The organism is Actinopolyspora lacussalsi (assembly GCA_030803735.1).
GTDB classification, from domain to species: domain Bacteria; phylum Actinomycetota; class Actinomycetes; order Mycobacteriales; family Pseudonocardiaceae; genus Actinopolyspora; species Actinopolyspora lacussalsi.
This window is the reverse complement of record JAURUC010000001.1, coordinates 4,155,125-4,180,551: the sequence shown is the minus strand read 5'-3', so window position 1 is coordinate 4,180,551 and position 25,427 is coordinate 4,155,125. Positions and strand designations below refer to the sequence as shown.

The 25,427-nt window shown below is 68.0% G+C and carries 22 protein-coding genes; 4 read left to right on the top strand and 18 right to left on the bottom strand.

Going from position 1 to position 25,427, the window contains the following annotated elements; all coding sequences use genetic code 11:
* Positions 1-59 precede the first annotated feature (59 nt).
* Together J2S53_RS18585 and J2S53_RS18580 are read left to right on the top strand one after the other, a co-directional pair.
* Positions 60-1,130: an SIS domain-containing protein gene (locus tag J2S53_RS18585; RefSeq protein WP_456242048.1), complete on the top strand. Its 1,071-nt coding sequence runs from the start codon at positions 60-62 to the stop codon at positions 1,128-1,130.
* Between the two features lie 232 nt (positions 1,131-1,362).
* Positions 1,363-2,373, top strand: a complete 1,011-nt coding sequence (locus J2S53_RS18580; protein WP_456242047.1) for an N-acetylglucosamine kinase — start codon at positions 1,363-1,365, stop codon at positions 2,371-2,373.
* 142 nt (positions 2,374-2,515) lie between these two features.
* On the opposite strand, the gene J2S53_RS18575 is transcribed toward J2S53_RS18580, so the two are convergent.
* From J2S53_RS18575 to J2S53_RS18565, 3 genes are all read right to left on the bottom strand, one after another.
* Positions 2,516-3,214: a DUF3159 domain-containing protein gene (locus J2S53_RS18575; RefSeq protein ID WP_456242046.1), complete on the bottom strand. Its 699-nt coding sequence runs from the start codon at positions 3,212-3,214 to the stop codon at positions 2,516-2,518.
* Between the two features lie 78 nt (positions 3,215-3,292).
* Positions 3,293-4,045 (bottom strand): ESX secretion-associated protein EspG, encoded by a 753-nt coding sequence (locus tag J2S53_RS18570; protein ID WP_456242045.1) that lies wholly within the window; start codon positions 4,043-4,045, stop codon positions 3,293-3,295.
* 132 nt (positions 4,046-4,177) lie between these two features.
* Entirely contained in the window at positions 4,178-6,145 is a 1,968-nt protein-coding gene (locus J2S53_RS18565) for a hypothetical protein (RefSeq protein ID WP_456242044.1), read from the bottom strand.
* A gap of 713 nt (positions 6,146-6,858) precedes the next feature.
* On the opposite strand from J2S53_RS18565, the gene J2S53_RS18560 reads away from it, so the two are divergent.
* A complete protein-coding gene (locus J2S53_RS18560) occupies positions 6,859-7,701 on the top strand; it encodes an SGNH/GDSL hydrolase family protein (RefSeq protein ID WP_456242043.1) in 843 nt (280 codons plus the stop codon).
* Positions 7,702-8,078: 377 nt separating this feature from the next.
* On the opposite strand, the gene J2S53_RS18555 is transcribed toward J2S53_RS18560, so the two are convergent.
* Positions 8,079-10,979, bottom strand: a complete 2,901-nt coding sequence (locus J2S53_RS18555) for a BTAD domain-containing putative transcriptional regulator (protein WP_456242042.1) — start codon at positions 10,977-10,979, stop codon at positions 8,079-8,081.
* A gap of 310 nt (positions 10,980-11,289) precedes the next feature.
* Between J2S53_RS18555 and J2S53_RS18550 the strand changes: the two genes are divergently transcribed.
* Complete coding sequence (locus J2S53_RS18550; RefSeq protein WP_245779954.1) at positions 11,290-12,324, top strand: ADP-ribosylglycohydrolase family protein; 1,035 nt, start codon at positions 11,290-11,292, stop codon at positions 12,322-12,324.
* 38 nt (positions 12,325-12,362) lie between these two features.
* On the opposite strand, the gene J2S53_RS18545 is transcribed toward J2S53_RS18550, so the two are convergent.
* The 14 genes from J2S53_RS18545 to J2S53_RS18480 all read right to left on the bottom strand — a co-directional run bounded on the left by J2S53_RS18545 (position 12,363) and on the right by J2S53_RS18480 (position 25,421).
* Complete coding sequence (locus J2S53_RS18545) at positions 12,363-12,755, bottom strand: ectoine synthase (RefSeq protein WP_092974009.1); 393 nt, start codon at positions 12,753-12,755, stop codon at positions 12,363-12,365.
* A gap of 137 nt (positions 12,756-12,892) precedes the next feature.
* Positions 12,893-14,140, bottom strand: a complete 1,248-nt coding sequence (gene ectB / locus J2S53_RS18540) for a diaminobutyrate--2-oxoglutarate transaminase (RefSeq protein WP_456242041.1) — start codon at positions 14,138-14,140, stop codon at positions 12,893-12,895.
* A gap of 144 nt (positions 14,141-14,284) precedes the next feature.
* The gene (ectA, locus tag J2S53_RS18535; RefSeq protein WP_456242040.1) at positions 14,285-14,824 is read right to left on the bottom strand and encodes a diaminobutyrate acetyltransferase; all 540 of its coding nucleotides are present in this window, start codon (positions 14,822-14,824) and stop codon (positions 14,285-14,287) included.
* 451 nt (positions 14,825-15,275) lie between these two features.
* The gene (locus tag J2S53_RS18530; RefSeq protein ID WP_456242039.1) at positions 15,276-16,028 is read right to left on the bottom strand and encodes a S1 family peptidase; all 753 of its coding nucleotides are present in this window, start codon (positions 16,026-16,028) and stop codon (positions 15,276-15,278) included.
* Positions 16,029-16,432: 404 nt separating this feature from the next.
* Positions 16,433-16,720 carry a hypothetical protein gene (locus J2S53_RS18525; RefSeq protein ID WP_456242038.1) on the bottom strand — a complete coding sequence of 96 codons (288 nt, stop codon included), beginning with the start codon at positions 16,718-16,720 and terminating at the stop codon, positions 16,433-16,435.
* Positions 16,721-17,462: 742 nt separating this feature from the next.
* The gene (locus tag J2S53_RS18520; RefSeq protein ID WP_456242831.1) at positions 17,463-18,239 is read right to left on the bottom strand and encodes an SAM-dependent methyltransferase; all 777 of its coding nucleotides are present in this window, start codon (positions 18,237-18,239) and stop codon (positions 17,463-17,465) included.
* A gap of 382 nt (positions 18,240-18,621) precedes the next feature.
* The gene (locus J2S53_RS18515) at positions 18,622-20,220 is read right to left on the bottom strand and encodes a CocE/NonD family hydrolase (RefSeq protein WP_456242037.1); all 1,599 of its coding nucleotides are present in this window, start codon (positions 20,218-20,220) and stop codon (positions 18,622-18,624) included.
* Positions 20,221-20,552: 332 nt separating this feature from the next.
* Positions 20,553-20,816, bottom strand: a complete 264-nt coding sequence (locus tag J2S53_RS18510) for a GlsB/YeaQ/YmgE family stress response membrane protein (protein WP_092973995.1) — start codon at positions 20,814-20,816, stop codon at positions 20,553-20,555.
* Positions 20,817-20,994: 178 nt separating this feature from the next.
* Positions 20,995-21,591 carry a hypothetical protein gene (locus J2S53_RS18505; protein WP_456242036.1) on the bottom strand — a complete coding sequence of 199 codons (597 nt, stop codon included), beginning with the start codon at positions 21,589-21,591 and terminating at the stop codon, positions 20,995-20,997.
* A 124-nt stretch (positions 21,592-21,715) separates the two neighbouring features.
* Positions 21,716-22,462 carry a hypothetical protein gene (locus J2S53_RS18500; RefSeq protein ID WP_456242035.1) on the bottom strand — a complete coding sequence of 249 codons (747 nt, stop codon included), beginning with the start codon at positions 22,460-22,462 and terminating at the stop codon, positions 21,716-21,718.
* Positions 22,452-22,790 carry a hypothetical protein gene (locus J2S53_RS18495; RefSeq protein WP_456242034.1) on the bottom strand — a complete coding sequence of 113 codons (339 nt, stop codon included), beginning with the start codon at positions 22,788-22,790 and terminating at the stop codon, positions 22,452-22,454. Before J2S53_RS18495 ends, J2S53_RS18500 begins: the two co-directional genes overlap by 11 nt.
* 280 nt (positions 22,791-23,070) lie before the next feature.
* A complete protein-coding gene (locus tag J2S53_RS18490) occupies positions 23,071-23,742 on the bottom strand; it encodes a hypothetical protein (RefSeq protein WP_456242033.1) in 672 nt (223 codons plus the stop codon).
* A gap of 12 nt (positions 23,743-23,754) precedes the next feature.
* Positions 23,755-25,059 carry a putative T7SS-secreted protein gene (locus J2S53_RS18485; protein ID WP_456242032.1) on the bottom strand — a complete coding sequence of 435 codons (1,305 nt, stop codon included), beginning with the start codon at positions 25,057-25,059 and terminating at the stop codon, positions 23,755-23,757.
* Positions 25,056-25,421: a hypothetical protein gene (locus J2S53_RS18480; protein ID WP_456242031.1), complete on the bottom strand. Its 366-nt coding sequence runs from the start codon at positions 25,419-25,421 to the stop codon at positions 25,056-25,058. The genes J2S53_RS18485 and J2S53_RS18480 overlap by 4 nt, the downstream gene beginning before the upstream one ends.
* Positions 25,422-25,427: the final 6 nt, after the last annotated feature.

The window sequence follows — 25,427 nt, the reverse complement described above, 5'->3', positions numbered from 1 at the left end:
AGCTATCGGTAGCATTGGTCTAGACCGAAATTCTCGCACGACCACGAACGGATCACGACATGAGTGAGGACCCCGGAGCCGGGGCCGACGAGCGGACTCAGCATCCCGGCAGGTACATGAGCGCCGAGATCGCCGAACAGCCCGCGGTGTTCGACGGCCTGCTCGGCAACCGCCCCGAGCTGGCCGAGGTCGCCCGGCGTATAGCGGAACGCAAACCCCGCTTCGCGCTGCTGGCCGCACGCGGCTCCAGCGACCACGCGGCGCTGTACGCCAAGTACCTGGTCGAGGTGCTGCTGCAGCTGCCCGCGGGACTGGTCTCCCCGTCGACCACCACGCTCTACGACGCCCGGCCCGATCTGAGCGAAGTACTGCTGATCTCGGTCAGCCAGAGCGGCGGCTCCCCCGACATGCTGGAAGTCACCCAGGCCGCGCGCCGCGACGGCGCCACCACCGTGGCGGTGACCAACAACCCGGACTCCGCCCTGAACCACGCCGCCGAGCTCTCGGCGGACATCCGCGCGGGTACCGAGCGGGCCGTGGCCGCCACGAAGACCTACAGCGCTACGCTGCTCACGCTGTACCTGCTGATCGACGCGATACGCGGCGGGAAGGCGGAACGAGTCGCCGAGCTGCCCGAGCTGGCCCGGCGCGCCCTGGAGCCCTCGGACGAGCTGGACGAGGCGGTAAGGCGCTACCGCTTCGCCGACCGGATGCTGACCACCGGGCGGGGCTACTCCTCGGCGACAGCGGCCGAGGCGGCGCTCAAGCTCGCCGAGACCAGCTACCTCTCGGCACGGGCCTACAGCGGAGCGGACCTGCTGCACGGCCCGGTCGCGGCCGTGGACTCCGAAACCGCCGTGCTGGCGCTGTGCAGCGCCGGGAAGGGCGGGGCGGCCATGAACGAGGTGCTGAGCACGGTGCACGAGCGGGGAGCCGACATCTGCGCGATCGGTTCGGCCGCGGCTGGCATGCCCTGCGCCCACAGCATCGGTCTGCCGGAGACTCCCGAGGAACTGGCGCCGCTGCTGGAGGTGCTGCCGGTGCAGCGGCTGGCCCTGGCGCTGGCACTGGAGCGGGGAGCCGACCCGGACAGCCCACGCGGGCTGAACAAGGTGACCCGCACCCGGTGACACACCGGAGCGGGACGTGGCGGAATCCACCTCGCCGAGCCAGGATCACCACATCGCGGATTCGTGGCCGCACAACACGACCTCGCGCACCCGCACCGGAGTCGATCACCCGGCGGTACCACCCCGAACACCGAAAAGCCCGCCTCACCGAGGGGGCGGGGGTGAGACGGGCACCGTCAGGCTACTCCGATCAGCGCAGCGCGGGGAGCACCGGGTTCGGAGGGGAACAGACTTGACCGATATCGACGACGCGGCCGGTCCGCTGCTGCTCGGGCTCGACGTGGGTGGCACTTCCAGTCGTGCGTTGCTCACCGACACGAGCGGACGAACGCTCGGAACCGGGCACGCGGGTGGCGGCAATCCCAACACCCACCCCCCCGAGCGGGCCGTCGAACAGGTCGCACGTGCCACCCGGACCGCGCTGTCGGACACGGTTCCGGAACGCGTGAGCGCGGCGGTGCTGGGGATGGCCGGGATCAGCAAGCTCACCGACCCGGTCGTCTCCGGGCTGTTCGAGCAGGCCTGGCGCACCTTGGGTCTGAGCTGTGCGGTGCGGACCGTCAGCGACAGCGAGGTCGCGTTCGCGGCGGGTACCGCCGAGCCCGACGGCACCGTGCTGATCGCGGGAACGGGTTCGATCACGGCTCGGATCGAGCGGCACCGTCTGGAACGCACGATGGGTGGTTACGGCTGGCTGCTCGGCGACGAGGGATCGGCGTTCTGGCTCGGGCGCGAGGCCGTGAGCACGACACTGCGTGCGCTCGACCACGGCGAGGAGCGACACGACCCGCTGGTGGCTTCGGTGCTCGGTGAACTGCTTCCGGGAACGGCGACGGCGGCCGATCCCGATCCGGTGCTGGTGCGCAGGCTCGTCGCGCTGCTCGGCAACGGCCCGCCGACACGGTTGGCCGAGCTGGCGCCGCTGGTCACCGCCTCGGCCTCGGAAGGAGGCGGCAAAGCCGCGGAGATCCTGGCGAAGGGGGCGCGGTTGCTAGCCGCCGACGCGCTGTCGGTGCGGAAGGAGCCCGAGGAGTCACCGATCGTGCTGGCCGGGAGCCTACTCTCCGGCGAGGGAACGCTCGACGAGGCCGTGCGACGGGAACTGCGCGCCCGGAGCGCCGCGCCGCTGGCCAAGGCGGGCTCCGGCGCCGCCGGAGCGGCGTGGTTGGCGGCCGAATCGCTGGTCGACGACGAGCACGCGCGGTGGCTGCACGACAGGCTGTTGGGAACGGAAACCCGCTGACCGGCGATTACCGCTGACCGGGTGGCGATCCGCGAGCGGTTTCACCGTCCGTGCGCGAGCGGAACGGTCTCGGCTCGGCCCCCGCACCATCGGAGTTCCAGCGAGCGGAGTCCCAGCGGGCGGAGTTCCAGCCAGCGGAGGTCTAGCGACCGGGGCTCCGACGCACCACGTCCTCCGGGCCGCGGGCGTGCCGGATACCGGGGTGGTCCGGCGGAAGCGTACGCCGCAGCACCCACCAGCTGGCCACGACGCAGAGCACCACCAACGGCCAGGTCAGTACCACCTGGGCGATGCTCAACGGCACCACGGCGTTGATCATCCAGAGCGGAATGAACACCACCAGCCGCGTGACGTACTGTCCGACCCAGACCCAGCTGGCCCTGCTGTAGGCACGCAGCAGATCGGGATCGCGCCGCCACCGCGTGCGCTGCCCCAGCAGCGTGCCCACCACCAGCCCGAGCAGTGGCCAGCGCACCGCGATACTGATCATCCAGGCCAGTCCGCTGGCCGCGTTGGAAGCCAGCCGAACGAGGTAGAAATCGACCGCCTGCCCGGTGCGCAGCGCGATGATCGACCCCACCAGCACGGCGAGCAGGCTGAACAGCACAGCCAGCGGACGCGCACCGCTCAGGAGTCGCCAGACACCGATCACGACTCCCACCACGACGGCGGAGATCCCGGCGGCGGCTACGGACTCACCGCTGAGCACCCACCCCAGCCCGAAGGCCACCGGTGGCAGGCTCGCGTCGAGCGCACTGGCCCGACCTCCCAGCAGCCGCAGCAACGAGTCGCGCTCGGTCCCGCTCGCCTCCGTGCCGCGCCCGGTGCTGTCACTGTCCACGACTTAAGCCTGCCTTACCCGCGCCGCCGCACGCACACATCGATCGACGTGTGGTGCCTTACACCCGTGCTCGAAACCTCAACCGCCCCGGACCGAACGCAGTTGCTCCCCGAGCCGTGCGGCGATACCCCGCTGGTCGGCGGGTGCGCAGACGAGCGTCTCGTCCTCCTCCGAACGCCCGTAGCACATGGTGTAGCGACCGCGATCGGTGTCGAACCACGTCAACGTGGGCATGCGGAATCGATTGCCGTCCCCGCCGGTGCCCGCCACCACGAAGTGACCGAGACGGTACTTGTGCAGCCTCGTGATCTCCTCCACCTCGGAAGGTGAATCCGCAGCGCCCGACACCCCCTCGGCGGAACGGTGTTCCGCGTCGCGCAGCAGCCGCAGCGACACACTGGTTTCGCGTCCCGGTCCGGGACGAGCGGGGGGAAGCAGCCGCGCGCATACCTCGGGCAGCGTTTCCGGCGCCATGAAGTCGAGCTGGAGTCCGCGAGCGGTGATCACGCCCGCGACCCCCACCTCCCCGGTGGCCACGGCTCGCGCCGCCATCCGTTGGCCGTTTCGGACGTCGAGCAACCCGGCGGCCGCGATCGAGGTCTCGGAACTGGACATCAGGTAGAGGGCGTCGGCCACTTCCGGCTCGGGCCGACCGTCCACGGCCAACCCCGCGGTCTCCAATTCACTCCAGACCCGCCGGACCACGTCCTCCCGCTCCGCCCGCGAGTCGGCGAGGTCGGGAATCTCGAACGGATAGCGCCGCACATCGAGCCGCAGGTGCTCGCCAAGCACGTCCAGCGCGGGCAGCGAAAGAGTGATCGTGTCGACCATTCGGGGTTCCTAGTATGACTTTGTCGTCTCGGTTTGCGGGGTACGCGCTCGGTGGAACCTCTCGCGGCGAGAGCCGTACGAGAGGTTCCACCGAGGGAGAACTCACGGCAGGACAACCGGAGAATTCCGGTATCAAAAGCCCGGGTAGCCGGGCGGCCCCTCTCCGATGACCGGTGGTGCCACCAGCCGGTCGGACCCGAAGTCGGTGCCGTGGAGATCGTCCGCCTGCACCAGGAACCTCGGTTGTTCCTCGTCGTCGTCACGGTTGTAGCCCTGCCCGCTGCGCAGCTCGTTCGTCCTGGGACGCTCCTCGCCACCCTGCTCGGCAGGATCCTGCTGGAACTTGCCCTTGGCGGTGTAGTTGGAGTTTCCGGATCCGGACCAACCACCGGAGCCCATGGGGCCGAATCCTCCGTCGGGACGCGGTTCGTACCTGGGCGGTTGGGGCGTCGGAGCGGCCGAGGGCTCCGACGGCCGATTGCGGACGTCCCGGTCCTCCGGAACGGCCGCGAGCGGTTGCGGTTGGGGCTGCCGCGGTTGGGGCTGCCGCGGAGATGGGCGCGAGGGTGTCGCGGGGGTGCCCTCCGGAACGGACTGTGCCGCCGCGGGAGCGGGGAACGGAGCGCTCGAAGGTCCGGTGCTCCCGTTGCCAGGGGGTGGTTGGGGTGGCCGCGCGGGCTGTGCGGGCTGTGCCGGAGCAGGCTGCCCCGGCGGAGGGGTGGGAGGCATCGGCTGCCGTGGAGGTTGCGGCACGGGGAACGGCCCGCTGGCCGGATTCGCCGGTGGCCGTACCGGGGCCTGTCCACCGTGCGGAGCATTCCCCCGGGGTGGCGGCTCAACGGGTGGCCGCGATCCGGGATGCGGTGGAGCGGGAGGGGGTGCGCCGGGAGGGGGCGGCGCGGGTAACGGCCCGCTGGCGGGACCGGTCCGCGGCGTGGGCTGGCCCCCGTGCTCACGCGGCGGATGGGACGGCGGCATCGCCGCCGTGGGCCCGGGTTCGATGGTGGGGCCGGATTCGACAACAGGGCCGGGTCGAGCGGCCGGCTGCTCCTGTGCCACGACGGGAGCGTGCCGCCCGGACTCCGCGATTTCGTCGGAGCCGTCCGTGCCGATCTCGACCGCGGACTCGTCGGGGACGGACTGCTCCGACGGCACGCCGAGGATGTCCGCCGCGCTGCCCAGCGGCAGGGTGGGGTTTTCGTCCTCGCGTTCGAACCGCGCGGGCCCCTGCTCCGGAACAGGGGGAGCCGTGGGATCCCCGGCTTCCAGCGAGCCGGTCATCCCGGCGTGCCTTCCCCGCGGTTGTTCCCGCGCCTCGGCGGAATCACCGTCCCGTGGCGCGGATTCGTCCCGGTGAGCGGGTGCGGCGGCTGCCGAGGCAGGATGTTCCGCCGCGAGCCGCACGGCATCGGATGATTCGGGCTCCGGTTCGTCCCCCGCTTCCGGTGCGGCGTGCTGCTCGACATCACGACGCTGCTCGGTGGGAAGCGGTATGGCGCCGCTGAACGTGCCGTTGGCGGACTCGGATTTCTCCTGATGTGGTGGCCTCTCGGGAGCGGCGTGGCGTCGCTGTTCACCGTTGTTGACCGCGTGCGGCAGTGGTAGTGATCCCGAGACGGGTTCGACGCGTGCCGGTGCCACCGCTCCCGCCCCGTCGAGCTCCCCGGAGATGGCGGCGCCCGCGTTCTCGGTCTGCTCGGCCCGGCCCCTGGGCCGCCACGGGGAGCGGGACCGTTCGTGCTCGAAACGCTCCAGCAGTCCGTCGAGGCGGCTGTACAGCGCGAGCGGATCGGACTGGGCAGCGGCAGTGGCGAATTCCGCGCGCAGGTCGAACCGAGCAGCGGACCCGGCCGCTCGGGACGCCGAGCCGGGCACCGCGGATCGGTACTCGTGCGCGCGGTCGGGGTCGTTCGGCTGCGCGAAGCCGGGCCGCACCGGTTCAGCGGCCGAGTTCGTACCGCGCGCTCCCTCCGGCGGCGGCGTCCCGGTGACGGAGGTGGCCGAGGTCGCGGAGGCAGGTGGCTGCTCCGACCGCGGAAACCCCGGCCGAGCCTCGTGCCGTTCCATCGACCCGGGCATCGGTTCCCGCGGACTCGTCACGACTCCCCCAGAGCTTCGATGCTGTCGGCAGACACACTCGCTCCGACGTCAGCAGGCATGCTTCGCGTTCCCCATTCAAGTGATCGAGGCAGCACCACCGACCACTTCCGATCGTCGATATCCCCTTGATCGTCTCGTTTTCCCGCCGGACGTTAGCAGCCGCGCCGCGCGCGCGTGGAGTTTTGCTGTAACCGACGGAACACTATACCGACTCAACGGTACGAAACGAACTGTTCAGCCGAACACAACCATCACTCGCGAGTGGGAACACGGCGCACTCCCGCGTGAGTGCCGCCGTGTGCCGTGGGGCCACGCTCGCGCCCCGTGTGTGAGTCGGCTCCCCAGGGGTCGGCGTCGATTTCTCGCGAAATCGCCGCGCCGCTACGACGCGGCGCCGAACTCCCACCACCCCCGCAGGCCGAGCCCCCACCACTTACGCAGCCGGCGCCGCCGCGGGTTCTCCGGTGCGGCTCTCGCGAGGACGCCGGAGACGTTGTGTAGGTCGCTACCCGATGTCGCCGGCCCCGCAGCGAGAGCCGTGCCAGAGGTTCCGCCAAGCGACCAGGCACGAAAACCGAGACCGAACAGTGCCATAAGTGCCGTTGGTCACTGGGGCGGTCACCGACGCTGGCGTAGGTGACCAACCGAGGTCCAGTGTGTTTTCCGGTTACGAGACCGCGGGCGAAGACGAGCTAGTACGAAAGGCGGCCCCGATGAGTGAGGAGTCACCGAACTCGGGAAGGCGCGCACCGGAGGACGATGCCGGGAGCGGGGATCGGGAGTGGCGGACGTTCGTGGCGATGGGTGACAGCTTCACGGAGGGGCTGAACGATCCGGCCCCCGACGGCGCGACTTTCCGGGGATGGTCCGACAGGCTGGCGGAACGGTTGGCTACCGAGAACCCCGGGCTGCACTACGCCAACACAGCGGTTCGGGGGAAGCTGCTCGACCAGATCCTGCGGGATCAGTTGCCACGTGCCGTGGAGATGCGGCCGGACCTCGCCGCGTTCAGCGCCGGGGGCAACGACATGATCCGACCGTTCGCCGACCCTGACGAGTTGGCGAGCCGGTTCGAGACCGCGGTGGCCGAGCTGCGTGCGACGGGGGCGGACGTGCTGATCGGCACCGGTTTCGACACTCGGCGGACGGCGGTGATGCGGCTGGTTCGCGGCAAGGTCGGCACCTACAACTCACACCTCTGGGCGATCGCGCGGCGACACGGCTGCTATGTCGTGGATCTCTGGTCGATGCGGGTGCTACAGGATGAGCGTGCCTGGAGCGAGGACAGACTGCACCTGTCCCAGGAGGGACATCGCCGCGTGGCGCTGCACGCCGCGGAGATCCTGGGGCTGCGCGTGGACGAGGACTGGCGGCAGCCGTTGCCTGCTCGGGCCGACCGCTCCTGGTCGGAACGGCGCGGTGCGGACCTGCGCTGGATCGGTGAACACCTGGGCCCGTGGGTCGGTCGGCGGCTGCGCGGCACGTCCTCGGGGGACGGCAGAGAACCCAAACGGCCCTCGCCGCGCCCGCTCCAGGGCGCTTCGGAACACGGCTGACCCGGATGTCCCCGGATCCGAGAAAGCACTACTGATCGCCGCCGGGGCGCAGCGGCGGTGGCTCGAACCGCCCGGCCCTCGGGACGGGCCGGGCGGGAACACGAGCGCGGACCCCGTGTCGTTGTGGAATCCCCCAGAACACGGAGTCCGCACCCACCCCCATGTCCTTCCCGGCGCCGAAGACGCCGGGAATAACCTGACCCCTTTGTTGCGGGCGGTGGACAACTCGACGGGTCGAGTTCTCCGCACCGCCCCTTCTCGGCCACTCACGACCCCCCGAGAGTCGCCGCGGTGCGATCGTGACCGGCACCGCAACGGCCGGCCGGAACGCACATTCACACGTTGGCAGGCATCACTAAGAGCACACTAAACGCTGACTAAACGCCGGAGCAGCGCCGCACCTCGGGTGCCTCGGTGGCGGCGGCACCCAGGCGCAACCGTTCACGCGGCTCCGCGGCACGCGGTGAGCCACCGGCCTCGAAAATGGACAGTGCCGTCTCCCACCGCCGCCGAGCTACCTGGTGATCCTCGCGCAACGAGGCGACATCACCCAACCCCAGGTACGCCGCGGCCTGGCGCATGGTCGAGCCACAGCGCTGGGCCACTTCGAGCGCCTCCCCGTAGTAGCGCCGCGCGCTGTCGATCCTGTCCAGTTCGACACTCACTTCACCACAGTTGTTGAGCACCATGGCCAGAATTTCGAGATCGTCGGCTTCCCGGTAGCGCTTTTCGGCCTCGTGCAGGTATGCCAGCGCCTCCGCACGGTTGCCGATCACCTGCTCCACCTGGGCCAGATTGTTCAGCGCTCCCGCCTCCCGGTACCGGTCCCCCAACGACCGGTAGGTCCGCAGCGCGTCCTCACAGTGCTGTCGCGCTTCCGAGTAGCGTCCCAACCGGAACAGCGCGCTGGCCATGTTGACCTGCGTCATGGCCAGCTCGCCGCGCTCGGACAGCTTGGTGGCGACCCGCTGCGACTCCGCGTAGTACTTCAGGGCCACCTCGGGGCTGCCCGAACGGGAGTGCACCACTCCGAGCCCGGCGAGCATCAGTACGGTGCCGGTGTCGTCGTCGATGTGACGCGCCGACTCGAGTCCTCTGGTGTAGATGGTGACCCAGTCCTCCCAGGGACAACGAACCATGAGGTAGTTGAACTGCAGGCGCACCAACCACCAGGCCATCCGGTGCCATCGCCGGTCGGCGGCCGTGTCGATGGCGGTCACCAGGTTGGGCCATTCGGCGTCGAACCACTCCAGTGCCTCGGACCTGCCGGTGATGTCCGGAAGCTCCCGCTCGGTCGCCGAGAAGTCCAACTCGTCACGCGGTGGGCGCAGGAACCTCCTGGCGTGGTCGGCGGCGGTGAGGTAGTGCTCCAGCAGTCCGCGCAGCGCGGTCTCCGACTCCTCCCCGGTTTCGTCGGTGGCGGCGAACACGAGTTCGCGCGCGTAGACCCGCAACAGGTCGTGCATCGCGAACCGGTCCGGCCTGGGCTCGCTGACCAGGTGGGCCAGCGTCAGCGCTCGCAGTCTGCGACGAGCCGTCTCGGAGTCGGTGCCGCACAGTGCGGCCACCGCGTGCGCGGTGAAGGTGTGGCCGGGAACCAACCCCAACAGCCGGAAGGTCCACGCCTGACTGGGGTGCAGGTTGCGGTAGGAGATGTCGAAGGCACGACGGACACTGATGTCGGTGTCGTCGATGTCGAACCCGGTGAGCCGGTTGTGCTCGTCGGTGAGCTCGCCGACGAGGTCGTCCACCGCGCGGCCCGGGTTGGCGGCCAGTCGCGCGGCGGCGATGCGCAACGCCAGCGGCAGGCCGCCGCACAGGTCGGCGAGTTTCCGCGCGGCCTGCGGCTCGGAGCGGGATCTGCCCGGCACACCGGCCCGATCCAGCAGCTCCACGGCAGCGGTGGTGGGCAGGGTCTCCAGCGGCAGCGCCCTGGCCCCGCTGCGCACCACCAGACCGTCGAGCCGTTTCCTGCTGGTGACCAGCACGAGCGAACCGTCGCTGCTGGGTAACAGCGGACGCACCTGGTCGGCGTCCCTGGCGTCGTCGAGCAGGATGAGCACGCGGCGCCGCGCCAGTTGCGAGCGGTACAGGGCCACCCGTTCGTTCAGGTCGATCGGTATGGCGTCGTCGGCGATCCCCAGGCTCTTGAGGAAACCGGTGAGCACTTCGCCAGGTGAGAGCGGAGAACGCTCGTAGTCGAACCCACGCAGCGAGGCGTAGAGCTGGCCGTCCGGGAATCGGTGCGCGACGCGGTGCGCCCAGGTCACCGCCAACGCGCTCTTGCCGATTCCGGCGGTTCCGGTGATGGCGGCGAGCACGCTGGCGGAGTCGCTGTCCTGTTCGGACAGCATCCGGTCCAGCGCCGCCGATTCGGTGACCCTTCCGACGAAACCGGCCACGGGCGGAGGTAGTTCCGCCGGTTGTATCGGGGTCACGTCACTGGCGCGGGTGATGGAGCCTGCCACGGCACGGTTCGGGGCGGCCAGTGTCTCGTCGTCGCGCAGCAGTCGTTCGTACAGCGAGCGCAGTTCCGGCCCCGGATCGATGCCGAGTTCGTCGGCCAGCAGTTCCCGCAACGTGTGGTAGCAGGACTGGGCCCTCGCCCGTTGTCCGGATCGGTAGTAGGCGAGCATCAACTGGCCGGTGAGCCGCTCGCGGAGCGGGTACTGCTCGACCAGTTCGGACAGCTCGACCACGACACCGTGGTGTTCGCCCAGTTCGAGGTCGGCCTCGATTCGCTCCTCCAGCGCCACCATGCGCAGCTCGTCCAGGTTGGGGGCGACCATGCGGTGCAGTCGCTCGGAGGAGATATCGGAGAGCACCGGACCACGCCACAGCGTCAACGCGCGGGCCAACGTCCGGGAACGTTCCCGGGGTTCGAGGTTTCCGGCTTGGTTGACCAGGGCTCGGGCCCGGTGCGCGTCGATCCGGTCGCTGTCCACCTGGAGCAGGTAGCCGGGGGCACGGGTGACCAGCGCGGGATTCTCCGGATCCGCTGTCCCCTCTTCGGGGGTGAACAGCTTGCGGATACGCGACACGTAGCCGTGGATGATGGTCCGCGCCGTGGGCGGTGGTTGCTCCCCCCAAAGAGTGTCGATCAATCTGTCCATCGACACGACCTGGTTCGGTTCGAGCAGCAAGCAGGCCAACGCACTGCGCATCGCCGAGTTGCCCAACGGCTGCAGTCGCCCGCCGTGACGCACTTCGAGCGGCCCGAGCAGTCCGAACTCGTAGCCGCTCTTCGGGTGCTCGGCCAGGTTGTCGTGCGGTGGCATATCCCCCCGAAGCTCGATCCCACGTTCGCGTACATCTTTCCCGGTTCCGTGACAGCGGCCGCAGGGTGCCGCCCTACGCACAAACGTCCCGAAACCGATCCACGTTAACCACTAAAACCGACAAACGTGTTCGGATTCACCTGGCTTCACCCCAACAGACTAAGATCAACTTTTATTCTTCGACGAATGTCACAATCTGTGAGCAAACTCCGCCGTGCAATTGCACAGATCGCTGCCAAGTGGCTGTGGCGGGCCAGTAGAGTCGGGTGAGGACCAGAACGCGAGCAAGACCACTGTGGAGGTATCCCGGGTGTCGACGTCGTCCACGGTGGTGGATCGTGCCGTGGGGTGCTTGCTCGGTGCGGCGCTGGGCGACTCCCTCGGAGTTCCGGTCGAGTTCGAGGAGCACGGTGACATCCGTGCGCGCTACGGCCCGGACGGAGTAACCGAACCACCGCCGCAGGCGCTACTCGGCGACGCCGCGCAGATGCTGCTGTTCACCGGCGAGGGATACCTGCACGCCTGGGCGACCGGCAATCACGGCGGCCGGTGGCGCCCGGTGGAAGCCACGGGCGCCGCCTATCGGCGGTGGCTGCTGACGCAGCAGGAGGACAAACCGCACTACGGAGCGACGGGCCTGTTGGCCGAGCCGGAGCTCTACGTGAACCGCTCCCCCGGGCTGACCAGCCTGCGCGCGCTGCAGGAGGACCTGCTGGGAACTCCCGAGGAGCCGATCAACAGTTCCAAGGGGTGTGGCGCGGTGGACCGCGCGGCCGGAGCCGGCTTCGCTCCCACCGTCGAGATGTCCTACACGCTGGGCTGCCAGTTCGGCGCGCTGACCCACGGCGCCCCCGGAGGGTGGGCGGCGGCGGGAGCCATGGCCGCGCTGATCCACCTGCTCGCGGTGCAGGGCAGGCGAATTCCGCAGGCGGTGGACCAGGCGGCGGGCAGAGTGCTGCGGGAGGACGGCGAAACGGCCACGGGACTGGCCGACGCGGCGACCCTCGCCCGCATCGACGTGCGCACGGCGTACGTCCAGCGGCTGGGGCAGGGTTGGGTCGGCCCGGAGGCGTTGGCCATCGGGGCCTACTGCGCGCTGGCCCTGCCCAAGCGCGAACAGTTCCGCGACGCGCTGTGGCTGGCCGCCAACCACTCGGGACACAGCGACACCACGGCGGCCATCACCGGGGCCATCCTGGGCGCCAGGCACGGCACCGCCGCACTGCCGCGGGACTGGCTCAACCGGCTGGAGCTGGCCGACGTGATAGAGCGCATCGGACACGACCTCGGCGCGTCCTGCGTGGGCGAGAAGTTCAACGACCGGCGGTACCTGACCCTGGGTTGAGGTCAACCCCCAGGAAGGTCGTCAGGTGCCCTCGCGGTTCACTCCTCCTCGGTCACCAGGGGGTAGACCCCGTTCTCGTCGTGCACCTCCCTGCCGGTCACCGGCGGGTTGAACACGCAGACCGTGCGCATGTCGGTCCTGGGGCGCACCTGGTGCTTGTCGTGGTCGTCGAGCAGGTACACCGAGCCCGGCCCGAGAGAATGCGTCTCACCGGTGGCGTGATCGGTGATCTCGCCCTCGCCCTCGAACACGAACACGGCCTCGATGTGGTTGGCGTACCAGAACTCGTTGACCGTGCCCGCGTACAGCGTCGTCTCGTGCACCGAGAACCCGGCCTTCTCCTTGGCGAGGATGATCCGTTTGCTGCGCCAGTTCTCGGTCCTGATGTCGGATTCGGTGTTCTCGACGTCCCGGACGGTACGAACGATCAACTCGTCTCCTCGGTGTTTCGGGGGTGGACGTTTCAGGGGCCGGACGCGGCGGGCGCCGTGCGCGGGAGCGTGTTCGCACGCCCCGGCTCGCGACGGGCGCTTCGGCGCCTGTGAGTACTTCGGCGCCTGTGGGTGCTTCAGGCCAGTACCGAGCGCACGGAGTCCCGAATGATCCGGATCCCCCGCTCCAGCTCGTCCTCGGTGATCGTCAGCGGGGGCATCACCTTGACCACCTCGTCGCTGGGGCCGGAGGTCTCCAGGATCATCCCCCGGTCGAAGGCGGCCTTGGAAACCTTGCCCGCCATCTCGGGCTCGGCGAAACCGAGGCCCCGTGCGAGGCCGCGTCCCTTGGACAGCAGCCCGGGGTGGTCGGCGCAGAGCTCCAGCAGCGCCTCGCCGACGCGCTCGCCCTTGGCGAGGGTGGCGCGTTCCAGTTCGTCGTCGCTCCAGTACTGCCGCAGTGCCTCGGTCGCCGTGACCAGGGCGGGGTTGTTGCCACGGAAGGTGCCGTTGTGCTCGCCGGGTTCCCAGACGTCGTGCTCCGGCTTGATCAGGGTCAGCGCCAGCGGACTCCCGTAACCACCGATGGACTTGGACAGGCAGACGATGTCCGGCTCGATGCCCGCGTGCTCGAAGCTGAAGAACGGGCCGGTCCTGCCGCAGCCCATCTGCACGTCGTCGACGATGAGCAGGATGCCGTGCCGCCGGCACAGCTCGGACAGTCCGCGCAGCCACTCGGCGCGGGTGTCGTTGATACCGCCCTCGCCCTGCAGGGTCTCCACGATCACCGCGGCGGGCGCGTTCAGGCCACTGCCGCTGTCCCGCAGCAGCGACTCGAAGTAGAGGAAGTCGTCGACCTGGCCGTCGAAGTAGTTGTCGTAGGGCATCGGCGTGGCGTGCACCAGCGGGATGCCCGCCCCGCCTCGTTTCATCGAGTTGCCGGTGACCGAGAGCGAGCCCAGCGTCATGCCGTGGAAGGCGTTGGTGAAGCTGATGATCGACTCGCGTCCGGTGATCTTGCGTGCCAGCTTCAGCGCGGCCTCGACCGAGTTGGTGCCCGTCGGCCCGGGGAACTGCACCTTGTAGTTGAGCCCACGCGGTCGGAACAGCTTCTCGTCGATGGTGCGCAGGAACTCACCCCTGGCGACCGTGGCCTGGTCGAGGCCGTGGTGTATCCCGTCGCGCTCGATGTACTCGATCAGTTTGCGCTTGAGCAGCGGGTTGTTGTGCCCGTAGTTGAGCGCGCCCGCCCCGGCGAAGAAGTCGAGGTAGGCGTTCCCGCTCTCGTCGTAGAGCCAGCTGCCCAGCGCGCGGTCGAAGGTCGCGGGCCAAGTTCGGCTGTAGCTGCGGACCTCTGATTCCTGGGTTGCGAAGACGTCTTTCACGATCCTCCGTTCGGTCCGGTTCGAAGCGCTCGTGACGCCTCGCCCGCCGGGCCGGTTACGTGTCGTGCCGTGCGGTGACACGGCTGGATGGTTCGTGGTTCGGGTTTCACCACGAACCGGGTCGGGTGTGTGGGGCGTGGGGCCTCACGAGACGGACGCCGCGAGAGTGCCGTGTGCCGTGGCACCGTCAGCGGCGAACGGTCCGATGCGGTAGAGGTCCTCGCCGATGTGTGAGTCCGGGAACAGCTCGGCCGGGAACAGCGGGCTCACCTCGAGCGGAGCGCCGCGGTCGCGCGCCAGCGCGGAGAAGAGGTTGATCGAGGCCGCGTTGTCGGCGGTGATGGTGGTTTCCAGGTGGCGGATACCGTCCCGCGACGCCGTGTCGAGCAGCCGTTCCAGCAGGCGACTCGCCACGCCGTGGCCGCGCAGCGCGGCGTCGACGCCGATCTGCCACACCACGAGGGTGTCCCCGGCGTCGGGGCGGACGTATCCGGTCACGAAGCCCACCACTCCGTCGTGCGAACGCGCCACCAACGAGGTGGTCGCGAAATCGCGACACCACAGCAGGTAGGCGTAGGGGGAGTTGACGTCCAGCACCCCCGAATCACGCGTGATCCGGTACAGCTCCGGGCCGTCCGCGACGGCCGGAGTGTCGATCTCCACCCGCCCGGCTGACCCACTCACGCCATCGGGCCGTGCGCCACGATGGCCAGGTTTTTCGCCGGTCATGTCTCACGAAACTAACCACGCACCGGTGAAATCGCCAGGCGAGAAAAGATCGACATTTCCACCACCAGGCGCGAAGCAAAATACCCCGTGACAAGCACAACAAATTTCTTGCGACGCCGAGAACGAATCGCTAGCAGCGATTTACCCTACCCTCAAAGAGGTCAATATCGGCGCTATGAGCTGCGAAAACAATTAAACGATCTATTCTTAGCACCGAATACGATCACGATCTCACTCCGTGATCGATTTCGTCGGTCACGATGCACCGAGACTTCGGCAGCGGTCAATGCCCGAATCCGAAGCGACACGGAAAGGAGTCGACCCACGTGTGCTTCCCAACACATTTCCCCGCCGCCGTGAGCGGCGACGGGGAAATCGGGTGTAGCCACGACGGGAGGAAGCCGCGTCACACGCCCGCGAGGGAACCGATCCAGCTGCTGTAGCGAGTCACGTTGGTGTAGGCGGTACGCGAGGAGCGGTCGCTGGTGGAAGCCACTCCCACCTGCACGTAGTCACCGTCGGCGGCGGTGGCGAACATCGGGCCGCCGGAGTCACCGCCCGCCGGGATGCCGTCACCGCGGTAGGCGCAGATCGCGGTACCGCCGCGGTAGTCGGAGCAGGAGGTGTCGGTCACGGTCACGTCGGCGACCTTCAACCGCTGGGACTGGCATTCGACCTCGGGACGGTCGGTGCAGGTGGCACCCCAGCCGTAGGTCTGCACGGTCTCGCCGACCTCGGCGGCGCCCGGGGCTCCGATCGGGGCGTACTCGACGTCGACCGAACTGCCCACATTGACCAGTGCCAGATCGGCGCTGGGATGGACGTTCACCCCGCCCGGGACGGCGAACACCTCACGCCCCTGGGTCTGGTCGAGGCTGCCCACTCGGAAGCTGACCTGATTGGCGCCCTGGACACAGTGCTGCGCGGTGAGTATCCACTTCGGAGCGACCACCGAGGCGCTGCACGCCTCCCTGCCGTCGGCGAACATTCGCGCCGCCCACGGGGCGTCGTCGGCGTAGTCACCGTCGATGATCATCGTCTCCGGGCCGGAGTCGTCATTGGCGACCGGAGCGGAGACGGCGGCCTGGGCCGGAGCGGCCATGCCGACCGCGATCAGCGCGGCGGCGGCAGTCCGGGTGAAGATTCTTGCTAGTGACAAGCTGGGGCTCCTTTTGGGACAGCAGCTGTGTCGCTGCGTGATCAGGACGCATCCCAAAGTCACCCGATCGAGTAGCAAAATCAATAAATTGGTCACTAATCGCCAACGCAGTACGTGGCTTGGTAACCACTCGAAGCCGGGCTGCCCTCGACCGTTCCGAACCGGCCCCGGAGCCGGACTGCCCCCACGAACCGCGCGCGTGTCCCCCGCACGTGCATCGGATGTCCGCTCGGCGCGGCGTCGATCTCTCGCGAAATCGACGCCCCTGCGGCGCAGTGCTGAACTGGTGGCCCGGCCCGCTGGAGAAGTGCTAGAGTAGCCCCAGAAGCCACGGCTTCGCGGAGCCGATGGAAGTGAGCCCGGGTACTCCCGCCGGACGACGGGGTCCCGGGCTCGCGTAGTTTCTACTCCCCCTCAACCGTATGAAGAGTATGCAATGTGACCAGCGGCTTGAGAGCTTGTAGATAATCCGGCACGCCGCCCTGCTCAGCGGTCACCGCCCCGCAAACGATGTCGGGGATGGCCAGCATCGGCGAATCCCGTCCCCGAACGTGCTCCATCCGTACCGCGCTGGTCAGCACCTTCTGCGCACGCAGGGTATCCAGCATCCTCCGGTCAGCACGGTTTTGCTGCTCCTGACGGGCTTCCATAATGACGCGGTCGACGTCGGCCTGCTCCAGCTCGTAGAGCAACCGCCGCAGGCAAAGGCGTCGACGGCGCTCGGAGCGCTCCCTCGGAGCGCTCCCTCGGAGGACCACCGAGGCGGACCACGACCAGATGCAGGACCTCCGGGTCGGCCACCGCCGATGCCAAGCGACAGCGCCGCGCGGCTGACTCGTCGTGCCAGTGCACCTTGCGCTGCCCGGGAAGCCGTAGTTCCTGCACAGCCGTAGTGACCTGCTCGTGCTGAGCACGATCGACCAGAGCCGCCGCCAACACATACATCGGCTCTTCGGGACAGTGCGGCTCGGACTCGTCGACATAGGCCACCCAGCCCGCCGTCATGATCGCTCCACTTCAAGAAAAATACTCTCGGTAACCGAGCGGCTTCCCAAAGAATAAATGTTCTCGATTTCACGCACGTGGTCGGGGCGCTTTTGCCAAGGAATTCGGTCGGGGCGGAGCGTAGCTCTTCGTAATGTGCACCGGATACTTGCCCACTGGAGACATATGAGATCGCTGGTGGGCGGTACACGCCGGCGCGTACCTCGGATACCCGCTCGGCGCGGCGTCGATCTCCCACGTAATCGCCGGGCAGCCCGTCGAGACGCGACCATGAGCGCGGCAGCGGGCTCGTCCCCGGTGCGTGAGTCGGATGCATCGCGAGGCCGGGCCGCTCGCCGCGTAGGTCGCTACTCAAGAGCCGGCCCAACGCTCCCGAGGCGCCGACTCACGTGACGACTACCCGACCAGCTACACAACAGGAGTACAAGTTCAAGGAAGGTAGCCGAGCGCTCCTACCGCGTTGGCGGAGGCGGTGGCGTCCTGCTGCCCGTTGATGTCCGGCTCCGGCCGCCACTGCGGCAGCGGGACCAACCCGGGCGCCACGAGCGAGTAGCCGGGAAGCAGCTCGCGGATCCGCTCGATCTCACGCACGGCCAGCGGCGTGCGGGTTCCCTGGTAGGCCGATTCGCTGTGGCGCACCTGCTCCTCGGTCATCGTCAGCGGCGTGCTGTGCGAGACGGCCAGGTAGCTGCCCGGCACGCAGTTGTCCCGGTAGGCGGCCACGAGCGAGGCGGGGCCGTCGGCGTCCGGAACGTAGGGCAGGATCGACACGGCCAGCACCGCGACGGGACGGGTGAAGTCGAGCAGCTCGGTGACCTCCGGTGCCGAGAGCACCGTCTCCGGCTCCCGGATATCGGCCTGGGTGACGGTCACATTGTCGACTCCGCGCAGCAGTTGTCTGGCGTGCGCCACGACCTCGGGCTCGACATCCACATAGGCGACTCGTGCGTCGGAACGGCACCGACGGGCTATTTCGTGCACATTCCCGACGGTCGGCATTCCCGATCCCAGATCCAGAAACTGGTCGATTCCGCGGTGGCTCAGAAAACGGATCAATCGTCCGAGAAAAGCCCGCGTCGCACGTGCGTAAACCCGAGCCTCGGGAACCTCGGCAACCAGCCGGTCGACGGCCTGCCTGTCCGCCGCGAAATTGGCTGTACCCCCGAGGTAATAATCGAACATGCGTGCGGCGTTGGGGCGCTGCATGTCCACGCCCCTGACCTGCAGATCTCCCGATATGCGCCTTAAGGGTCTTCTCGGTGGCTCATCATCGGCACCTTCGCGCTGTAACGCGTCCGGTGGACGAACATCCGTCATATACGCCACGGTACAGCCGAAGGCGGCGATTGTGGAGCAGTGTTCCCGCCCGTGGCGAAAACATACCGCGAACAGCGAGAAAAACTTCGTTGCGCTACTTTTTGGACACTATTCGTATTCGAGCGAATCCTGATAGCACAACCGAACGGATCCGAACAGTTCGGCCGGTTTTTCGGATCGGTTTTCGGCCGGTCACAGTGGTGCCCGCGCCATCCGGTACGGGCACCACCGGAGAACCGAACAGCAGGCGCTAGTCGGAGCGGAAACGGTGTCAACCCACCGGAATTCGCAATTTGGCCGGCCGTTCGGCCGAGGAACCGAACGTCACCTCGCCACCGGAGCTCTCGTCGCGGTAACGAGCGTCCACGGTGTCGACCACCAGCACCAGCCGGTGCCCCTCGTCCACCTGCCAGGAAGTGGGTTGCAGCGAGATGTCCACCCGACTCCGCACCCCGGGAGAATTATTACGCAGTGTCACAGGCTTGTGGCTGATCAGGCTTCCGTTACCCGCGGGTCCGACGTCGTAGAGGTAGGCGAACAGCGACACGCTCTCGTCCTCAGGGGTGACGTTCACCCGCAGTCGCGGGGTTCCGGTGACGTTGACGCCGTCCGCGTAGGGCTCGGTCGCCCACACCGCGGCGTCGTCCCGGTCCACGAACGGCACCGAGACTCCGACCGGGATCCGCGCGTAGCCCTGCAGCGCGCCACTGACCAGGACGAGGCCGCTGTTGGCCAGGGTCGGGTCGCCGCTGTCGATCGAGTGCCGCCACCCGGTGTCGCTCTCGGTGCTCAGCCCGCCGGTCTCGGGGGCGAACAGGTGCCGCCGGGTGGGTTCGGTGAGTTCGCGGGTGGAGGTGTGGTCGGTGACCGACCGCCAGTCCGGATACCGCTTCCAATCGGAGCCGTTCGACGGCTGGATCTCCACGGCGCTGTCGGCCATTCCCTCGTCCACACCGCGCAGCTGCTGGTCGAACCAGCGGGCCGCGGTGTCCCAGATGTGATTGGGCAGGCCCGCCGCCCCAAAGAGCTCGGCCGTGGCGTGGTCACCGGGAGCGAGCATGAGCCGCTTGGGGCCGTTCAGGCCGCTGAACAGGTCGGCGATCTGCTTCGGCGGGAACAGCGAGTCCTGCCAGGAGTTGGCGAGCATCACGGCGGTGCCGTTGGCGTTGAGCTCGTCGATCTCGTTGATCGGGGAACGCTCCCCTGCCAGATGCAGCGCCTCCTCGGTGCGGTGCTCGCGGTAGGCGTTCTCCAGCTCGGTGAGGTCGTCGCCGAACCTTCCGGTGAGTTCGCCGACTCCCAGCAGCAGTTCCGCGCCGGAGGCGTTGACCGTACGGTTGGGATACAGCGAAGCCACGAGGTCGGCCCAGCCGCTCATGGCCGCTATCGCGTCCACCCTGGGGTCGGACGCGGCGGTCAGTGCGCTGATACCGGCGCCGTAGGAGATACCTGCCATGCCGACGTTCTCGTCGCCGGCGGAGGTGTTGGCCACGGCCCAGTCGATGACCTCGCTGGCGTCGGCGACGTCCTCCTCGCCCGCGACCTCGACCTCACCGCCGGAGGCGTAGAACCCACGGGCGGTGTAGCTGACGACCACGTAGCCCGACTCGTAGGCCAGCCGGGCGGCGGCCCCGACGTACTCGATATTGGGGGTGGCCCAGCTGGCGGGCATGACCAGCAGCGGTCGTGGCTCGGCCGACTCGCCGGTGGGTTCGATGACTTTGGCTCGCAGCGTGACGCCGCCCGACCCGGGGATGCTCGCCCGGTGCACGGTCACCCCGTTCGTCTCGGCCGTGGCGGCCGGGGCGAGCAGGGAACCGCACAGTGCGGCGATGAGGGTCGCGGCGGCTGTCGAGAGTATTCGGCGCACCGTTGCCTGGCCCTTCCGGCCGCGACGGAGGAGCCGCCCCGGCCTTGTGGTGATCCATCACACAGGCCGGTCAGTAAACACCGTTCTACTGACGAGTAGCAACAGTCGAGGCCGAAGTGCCCCGAAACGGGCGCTCCGGTTGCCCCGTTTCCCGGATTCACCGGAAGGGCGGCATGTGGGGCGCACGGCGTGCGAGAAGAGCACGGGAGGTGTGTCGCGACGTGGGCCGCCGCTGCTCCAGGAGCGGCCCGACGCCGCGACGCACCGACTCGGCGCGAACTACCCGGCTACCCGATTGCCAGGCCACCCACGCGAGGTGGCCAACCGTGGGATCAGCCTCGGGATTTGTGGAAGACGAGGCGGTAGAGCAGCAGCAGGATCAGCGAGCCGAGCACCGCCCAGCCGAAGCTGGCGAGGTTGAAGCCGGATATCCCGCCGCCGCCGAAGAAGGAACTGCCCAGCCAGCCGCCGAGCAGACCTCCGACTATGCCGATGCCGATGGTCACGATGATGCCGCCGGGATCCTTGCCAGGAAGGATCAGCTTGGCCACTGCTCCCGCGATCAGACCGAACAGGATCCAACTGAGGATGCTCACGGCGAACTCCTTGTCGAGGGTGGGGTCTCTCCGCCTGTTCGATCACTACCCCGGTTGGTAATCACCCAAACGGAGCAGGCTCGATGGCATCACCGATCATCACAGTTCGGGTCGCGGTTCAGGAGCACGGGTCCTGGCGTGTCGCCGATCGGCGGCACACCACGGCACGGTCGGGTTCTCACCCGTCGTTGGATCGGCTCTTGTCCGCTCGTGATGCCGTACCGGCGCGTCGGAAGACCAACCGCCATTCGTCCGCCACGAGTTCCTCCGCGTGCAACTCCCAGTCGTGCCGGGAAGCGGTGTCGAGAATCTCCCCGCTGGACAGTGGGCCCAACCGCTGCCGGGGCAGCACCAGCTCGGTATCGGCCGCGCGAGCGCCGCGCAGCATCCGACGCAGCCGCCAGCGGGCGAGCGGACGACCGCTGTCACCGCCGACCGGGGCTTCCGCGGCTCCGTGCCGCCGTTCCCGCAGCGCTTCGCGGCTATCGGTGGACCGGAATCCGAGATCGTGGTACTTCGTTCGCTCGAACAGGGTGAATCCCTCGTGCCGCCCCAGCTCGCGCAGCATCTCGGTGGATACCTTCTCGTAGTCGTCGGCGTCCAGCCACACCAGACCCGCCGAATCACGCCGTCCGTGCAGATCCTTCCGGGCGCGTTCGAGCTCGGGGCGCCACGGCTTGTTCGCATGGCGCACCAGGTGCACGGTGACCGCACCGAGCAGCATGACGCCCGGCAGCGGGGACATAACGAGGATGAGGGCTTCAAGGGGATCCAAGTAATCCACCTCCGGCTGTCTCCGTCGCGGAGGAGGTCATCCGCTCTCCTTCCAGCCGCGCGGCGATTTCGCGAGAAATCGACGGCCGCCTCTTGGCCGCGAGGTGCTGAAACTGGGAAGCGGTTCAGCTTCGCTCGGTGGTGTTGCTGTCCAGCGTGGCGTTGGTGCCCATCGTGGCGTTGGTGCCCTTCGTGGTGCTACTGCCCAGTGTGCTGCTGGTGCCCAGCGCCGCCGCGACGACGCGTTCGTAGCCGGCCTTGTAGTCGGCCACGGCCGCTCTGCGGGCCCTGGCGGCACGGATCGTCGGCCAGAGCAGCAGCACGAAGACCACCGCCGAGACCGTCGAGACGATCAGCAGCGTCCGGACCGCCTCGGGATTGCCGTCGCCCAGCGCCACCAGCGAGAACATGAGCGTGACGAACGCGACCAGCGCGGGCAGCGCGGCGAGCCGTCCCAGCCAGACGTAGCGACGACGCAGCCGCACGTGCTCGCGGCGCACGCCGTCGAGCACCGGGTCGGACAGCACGTCCACTCCCGTCTCCCGCCGCACGCGTTCGGCCTCCAGCAGGGCGGACTCGTTGCCGCGCAGTTCGTCCAGGCTCGGCCCTTCGATGAAGGTGGGGCCGAGGATGTGTGGGGCGGAAGTGGAGCCGGACCGTTCGAGCACGAGCCGGAACATCCCTTCGTCGCCACGCTCCATACCGGTGATCCGCCACCCCCGCTCCCGCACCAGACCGCGATAGTGCCGCAGCGAGATCTTCTTCTCGCTGTAGGGGATGTCCACATAGGCCACGCCGGCGAGGTTGGTGCGCGCGTTTTCGAGGCGGCGCAGGAACTCCGCTTCGGTGGGGTTTCCCACGTCATCCGTCATCGGCGAACAACCGCCTCTCGTCCCGCTCATGCTCAGTCGCGCCAGGGCGGAAGGTCAGCCGCCACTCGGTGTCGGTGATCTCCTCCGACTCGAACGACCAGCCGTACTCGGCCGCCAATTCCAGGATCTCCGCCTTCGGCAACGCACCCAGCTGATCACGACGCAACGTCAGCGAGGAGTCGTCAGCGGAAACCCCGTCCAACCACTCCCGCAACAACCGCCGGTGCTTGCCCGACCCCATGCCACCGTGTGGTTCGATCCGTCCCTTCCAGGCACCAGGCACTTCCACTGACTCGCCATCGGAAGGAACCGGGCGCTGGAAATTCATACTCCGTCCCGTACTGCCCAAAAAGACGAATCCCTCGTGCCCGGCAAGGTCACGCATCATCTCGTTCGAGATCTTCGGATAGGAACCCGATATCAACCTCGATGCGCCGTTCTTCTCTCGCGAGGCGAGGTCTCTACGAATCTTGGCCACATGCGTCCCCAACGATTTGAAATGATTCCTGATCAGGAGAATCACTCCGAGTAGCACATATGCCCCACCTAATACCGGGAACGCCCACATCAAATCCTGAAATGTCAACGCCAGCTCCCCTTGTCCTGATTCACAGCAGTCCCGCCAACTTGTCCTCGATGGAACTCCGAGCCGAGCCGCGCCACTGGATGCTGTTACAGATGTCGGCCATCATCGCCACGTAGTCGTCCCAGTCACGCAGACACTCGGTGGCAAGCCCGAAGATCGCCAGCTGACTCCGCTCGGCCAGCGGAACGATCACCTGGAACTGCCGGGAAACCCGCGGCTCGTAGTGTGCTGCCCCGGTCAGGTTGGCCTCCGGCTTCGGAGTGTCCTGCTGCACCACGGCCAGGCAGCGCCCCACGGTGAGATCCACGAAATCGACCTCCCGCCGAGCGTCCTCCTCGCGAAGTCCGGCGGCCAGCGCTTCCAGCGGTCGAGTGGCCTTCAGATCAGCCTCGCGCAGTGTGAGCGTGAACTGCGCGGTGGTGGCGGCGGTGGTGTCCCGTGCCGAGCGCCCCACGAAGTAGGCCGCGTAAATGACCCCTTCTTCGGCCATCCGCCGCAGCAGGTACTCGTTGGCGACGAGCAGCCGAAGGTACTGCTCCTCCGCCAACCCCGGAAGGGCCGATCGCGCCGACTCGAACAACCGCTCGGCGCGGTCCTCCGAGGACTCGTTGAAGTCCACGGGCTGAAATCCGGAATGCAGCCCGAAACTCAACGGGAAGGTGTCGGAGGAATCATCGGAAACCGACTGTGTCATGCTCAGCCTCCACTACCCGAGCGCCTTGGCGAAGCTCGACAGCGATTCACCTAGCCCTTGCAGTTCATGTCCTACTTTTCCCCACTCGCCGTAACTCTGCGCCGCCCCACCCCCGAAAGCCACGTAACCCGCCTTGTTCTTGACATCGGCGCTCGCCTCATCGCTGTGAACCCAATCGTTCGCGACGGGAGCCTGCATTCCCACGTTGAAAGTTCCCTGAATCGTCTTGGCCATGCCCTCGCCACCGACGAACCTGTTTGCCAGCCTGTCACCAAACAACGTTGCTATATCGGCGGGATCAGCCATATCGGTTACGACTTCGGAAGTCTTGCTACCGAACGCCTTCACGCCAACTCGCCCGGCATCGACCAGGCCGTCGCTGACCTGCAGTGCGTCCGTGGCCGCCGCGCCTCCCTTGGCCAGCGGGCCGACCATGGGCAGCATGCCGAGCGCGTCGGTACCGACACCCACCCAGGCGTTCACATCGGTCCATTTGTCGTTCGCGGCGATGTCCCCGGCGTGCGCGGCCAACGCGACACCTCCCGCGATGAGCGCGATGGGACCGAAGGCCAAATTCGCACCGGGAATGAGCGACAGTGTTCCGGCGACAGCGGCGACCATCCCCGCCACGTCACCGATCGTGCCCAGGTTGTCGACGACGAAGTCGCCCATGTCCGAGAACGCGTCGCCGAGCGCGCTCCAGAAACCGGGGGCGATGTCGGTGGCGTCCCGGAGTTTCCGCGCCACGGCCCGTGCGTTCTCGCGCCAGGTCTCCTGCAGCTCGACGGCTTGTTTCCGGATGCTTTCGACTTCGTCCCAGGCGCTGCGGGCGTCACTCTTGGCGCTGGTTACCGCTTGTGCCTGCTGCTCGGCACGGCGGTTCGCCGCCGCGCGCGCCTCGGGGTCGCCGGAGTCGTACGCGATCGGCTTGTTGGCCTCCGCGACGGTCTGGCTGACCACTTGGTCGGCCTTCTCGGCGGCCGCGATCGCGTCCCGGGCCTTTCGCTCAAGTCGGGCGGCTTCAGTCTGGTGTCCTTTCAGGGTGTCCTGCCACCCGGAAAGCGCCTTGCCCGCGGCTTTCATGGACTCGTGGGCGTCGTCGAGCTTTCCGGGTAATTCGCCGAACTTCTCGGCGAACGCCTTGGACGCCTCCCCCGTCCAGGTGTCCTTCTGCTGCCTGATGTCGCGCAGCACTTCGTAGGTCTCGAACAGCCAGTTGCCGGTGTCGGTCAGCTGTTTCGCCAACGTGCCCACCGACGAAGGGTTTCCCCTGGCCGGGTTGAATCCGAGCGCGTGCCAGTCCCCGTTGCCGCTCACCCGGCACCCCCGCTCTGGGCGGGCCTCGCCACCGGTGGCTCGCTCTGCCCGGCCTCGCCGGAGTCGATCGCTTCCCGCATCTCCGTGAATCCCTCGGTGATGGCGGTCTCCAGCTCCTGGTACTGCTTCTTGGCGGAGCCGAGAGCTTCGGTGATCTTCTTGACGCACTCGCCGATCTCGTCGATGCCGTGCTGCCAGTCGTCGCGGAACTCGGCGCAGGCTTCGTCCAGTTCATCCGGCCCGATGGAGTCCGGGCCGATGTCGTCCATCGCCTTGAGTGCGCTCCGCAGGTTCTCCTCGGCCCGGTTGAGGTTCTTCTCCATGGCGTCCAACGAGCCGATGTCGACCGTGAAGTCGGACACTGGCGT

Bases quoted from the DNA above. Each gene is read 5' to 3' on its own strand.
- J2S53_RS18520 (WP_456242831.1), bottom strand. From the start codon at position 18,239: ATGCAGCGCCCCAACGCCGCACGCATGTTCGATTATTACCTCGGGGGT.
- J2S53_RS18555 (WP_456242042.1), bottom strand. From the start codon at position 10,979: ATGCCACCGCACGACAACCTGGCCGAGCACCCGAAGAGCGGCTACGAG.
- J2S53_RS18500 (WP_456242035.1), bottom strand. From the start codon at position 22,462: ATGACGGATGACGTGGGAAACCCCACCGAAGCGGAGTTCCTGCGCCGC.
- J2S53_RS18490 (WP_456242033.1), bottom strand. From the start codon at position 23,742: ATGACACAGTCGGTTTCCGATGATTCCTCCGACACCTTCCCGTTGAGT.
- J2S53_RS18560 (WP_456242043.1), top strand. From the start codon at position 6,859: ATGAGTGAGGAGTCACCGAACTCGGGAAGGCGCGCACCGGAGGACGAT.
- J2S53_RS18495 (WP_456242034.1), bottom strand. From the start codon at position 22,790: ATGAATTTCCAGCGCCCGGTTCCTTCCGATGGCGAGTCAGTGGAAGTG.
- J2S53_RS18570 (WP_456242045.1), bottom strand. From the start codon at position 4,045: ATGGTCGACACGATCACTCTTTCGCTGCCCGCGCTGGACGTGCTTGGC.
- J2S53_RS18585 (WP_456242048.1), top strand. From the start codon at position 60: ATGAGTGAGGACCCCGGAGCCGGGGCCGACGAGCGGACTCAGCATCCC.